The organism is Aeromicrobium sp. (genome assembly GCF_014378035.1).
GTDB lineage: Bacteria > Actinomycetota > Actinomycetes > Propionibacteriales > Nocardioidaceae > Aeromicrobium.
In genome coordinates this window covers 1-2,883 of the sequence record NZ_JACMOM010000069.1, presented here as the reverse complement: position 1 = coordinate 2,883, position 2,883 = coordinate 1, and the positions used below count along the sequence as shown (strand labels likewise).

The following is a 2,883-nucleotide window of genomic DNA, read 5'->3' as shown; positions in this document are numbered from 1 at the left end:
TCCACGCACCCCGGTGCGACAGCGGCGCAGATCAAGAGCGCGATCCTGAGCTCGGTCGTCCCGACGGCCTCCCTCAGCGGCAAGACGGTCACCGGCGGACGGCTCAACGTCAGCGGCTTCTGACCTAGAAGACGGTCAGCGGGTGTGGTCGGGGCGAGAGCCCGGGCCACACCCGCTTCTCGTTGCCGAGCGCCGTCTCCAAGACTGACTGACAGTTCACGACGCCACGCTCAACAACGGGCTCGTCGTACACCACGTCCGCGGACTCAACTAGCCGTCATTGCGGCTCTTCTCAGTTTGGTGTTCGGCGCCACAGCGGCGAGTGCCAATCACTCATGGGGCGGCTATCACTGGGCTCGAACCAGTAACCCGTTCGCGTTGAAACTCGGCGACGATGTGACCTCTGCCTGGGACTCCTACCTGGCGACCACGTCAAGTGATTGGACCCAATCGCATGTTCTCCCTCTCTGTCAGGCTGAGATGAGACACCCCGTTCGTTGAGGGGTGACCTTTTGAGAGGGCGGGGATCGGACATAATCATGTTGAATCCACAAGCCCCAGAACCATCGCTGGTCGATGGTGTTGATCCGGCACCGAAGCCGACTCGGCGGTCCTTCACCGCGGAGTACCGGGAAGGTGTTTTGGTCGAGTACGAGGCGGCTCCTCATGGGGAGAAGTCCGCAGTGCTGCGGCGTGAGGGGATCCATCAGACCCAGGTTGCCGAGTGGGCCAGGGCCCGGGATGCGGCGGCGGCCGGCGAACCGTAACCCCGGTCGAAGGACTCGTCAGCGTCGGCCAAGTTGGTGAAGTCCGAGGCCGAGAACAAGCGCCTGGCCCGGCAGTTGGAACAAACCCAAGCAGCGCTGGACGTGATGGGAAAAGCGCACAGGCTCGTGGAGCTGCTCTCGATGAGCGACGACGAGAGCCACCCGCAGGCGAGGAACCGGCGGTGAGCGGCGCGACGATTCTGGATGGGGCGTTCACCGCGTTGATCGCCCTGTCGGTCACCGCGGTGATGGCGTGCGCGTTGACCGGCCGGTCCCGGGCCACCCATTACCGGCGGGCGAATCCGCCGGCACCAAAGACGAACCCGGTGGCCCAGGCCGAGCGGGCCAAACCGCCGTCGACGCTGTCTGAGGACGAACGGGCAGGCGTGTTGGCGGTGATCAACTCGGCGCAGTATGCGGATTTGTCGATCTGTCAGACCTGGGCTCGTGAGCTCGACGAGGACCGGTATCACGGGTCAATGTCGACCATGTATCGGATCGCGTGGGCTGCCGGGCAGACCCGCGAACGCAGACGTCTGGCGACGCCTCCGGCGAAGGTCAAACCCGAACTCCTGGCCACCGGGCCCTCGCAAGTCTGGTCGTGTTATGCCGACATTGTGACTATGCCGATGTTGGTCTCCGATGCCAGGTTTCGGGCGTGACGCGTGCCGGGTGCTCGGCCTGAGCACGCCGCTCCCCGGTCTCACCGTAGGCCCGCAACAGGCGATACATCGTCGCTACCGAGCACAGGTAGGTGCCCTCGTCGAGGAGAATCGCCTGGATCTCTGCCGGAGCCTTGTCCACGAACCGGTCCGACCGCAGCACCTCCAGAACAGCGGCACGCTCAGGCTCGGTCAGCGTGCGTGGTTGCTTCATCGGCTCCGGCCGGGGCCGCGGCGAAGACCGGGGCCGCGGCGAGCGGGGGTGGTGACGGTAGTGCGTCGCCCGCGACCGTCCCACGGCCAGGCACGCGTTTCGCATGCCGACGAGGGGGACGAGCTCGGTGACGGTGGCGTCGATTATTTCTCGGTGCTCGTCGCGCTGCTGTTGGTTGAGAGTTGATCCAACAGAGCCGAGAGTTTTCCCTGGATCGCGATCACCTGCCTCGCCGTATCCAACTCGCCCGACAGCCGCAGATTCTCTTTCCGCAGCCGGGCCGCGTCCTTCTCCGCGATGCTGGCGGGTGGCGCGCCCGCCGGCCGTGCCAACGCCACCAGAACTCCCTTGTCGCGCTGATCACGCCACTTGCCAACCAAGGAGGTATACAGCTTTTCTCGGCGGAGCAGCGCGCCGCGGCCCTGCCGATCGAGGCTGTCGTACTCGGTCAGAAAGTCGCGTTTGTACTTGGCCTTATAGGTCCGCCGCCGAGCACGCTCGGGAACCTGGGGATCGAGGACATCTTCCATCCCTACAGCCTGCCCGGTCGAGCTGAGATCTGCCATATTTGCATTCGTCAAGGAAAACTCTTCCCCGACCTCTACGACACTATTCGGGACGATCCCGGTGCCCTATACAAGGTTGACAGAGAGGGGTTCGCCAAACCAGAGGCGTCGTTCCATCTCGAGTCGTTTCAGATGACTGAGCAGGACGTTGTGGAACTTGCCGACGCAGTGTTCCTCTTGACCTACTGCCTCTAGGTGGGGCCCAATTGGACGCGACGTTGCTCGGTTTGGAAGATCGTCGACGGCAAGCCGCGACTCGTATTCCACCAGGGAACCAACATCCCGTCCGGACTCTGACGTCCGCTCAAGGTTCGTCATAAGGGACGACCGCGGTGTATGCCTTGGATCGGCGTTTAGCCCGAGGGCGGCGGGACCGAGGCGCCGCCGCGCAGCGCCTCCCGGAGGTTCAGCTCGTCGCCGGCCTGGAGCTGGCGGCTGGTGAGGGGGTTGAGGAAGCCGAGGTCGTCGAGCGTGATACCGAAGCGGTCGGCGATGTCGTTGAGCGTGTCGCCGGCGACCGCGCGATAGGAGATGGGAGAACCACCGGCTGTTGCGGTGGCGCCGCCAGCGCCGAACCGAGCGCCTGTATCGACGGCGAGTAGCCCGGGGCGGGTGTCCGGTACGTCCCAGGTGATCGTGCCAACCGCCCGGGGAGTGAGCACGCAGCCGTCAGG

General features: G+C 64.9%; 5 protein-coding genes. 2 read left to right on the top strand and 3 right to left on the bottom strand.

The genetic code is table 11. The annotated features are described in order from the left end of the window. Nucleotides 1-803 precede the first annotated feature (803 nt). Together H7290_RS03790 and H7290_RS03785 are read left to right on the top strand one after the other, a co-directional pair. Nucleotides 804-953, top strand: coding sequence for a hypothetical protein (locus tag H7290_RS03790; protein WP_290512686.1), 150 nt, complete (start codon nt 804-806; stop codon nt 951-953). Next, nucleotides 950-1,429 carry a hypothetical protein gene (locus H7290_RS03785; protein ID WP_134378571.1) on the top strand — a complete coding sequence of 160 codons (480 nt, stop codon included), beginning with the start codon at nt 950-952 and terminating at the stop codon, nt 1,427-1,429. Before H7290_RS03790 ends, H7290_RS03785 begins: the two co-directional genes overlap by 4 nt. Here H7290_RS03785 and H7290_RS03780 read toward each other — a convergent pair. The 3 genes from H7290_RS03780 to H7290_RS03770 all read right to left on the bottom strand — a co-directional run. Then, nucleotides 1,389-1,643: a hypothetical protein gene (locus tag H7290_RS03780; RefSeq protein ID WP_290512685.1), complete on the bottom strand. Its 255-nt coding sequence runs from the start codon at nt 1,641-1,643 to the stop codon at nt 1,389-1,391. The genes H7290_RS03785 and H7290_RS03780 overlap by 41 nt on opposite strands. A 143-nt stretch (nt 1,644-1,786) precedes the next feature. Then, nucleotides 1,787-2,173, bottom strand: a complete 387-nt coding sequence (locus H7290_RS03775) for a hypothetical protein (protein WP_290512684.1) — start codon at nt 2,171-2,173, stop codon at nt 1,787-1,789. Nucleotides 2,174-2,562: 389 nt separating this feature from the next. Then, the coding region (locus tag H7290_RS03770) for a LysM domain-containing protein (RefSeq protein ID WP_290512683.1) at nt 2,563-2,883 on the bottom strand (321 nt) is incomplete at its 5' end.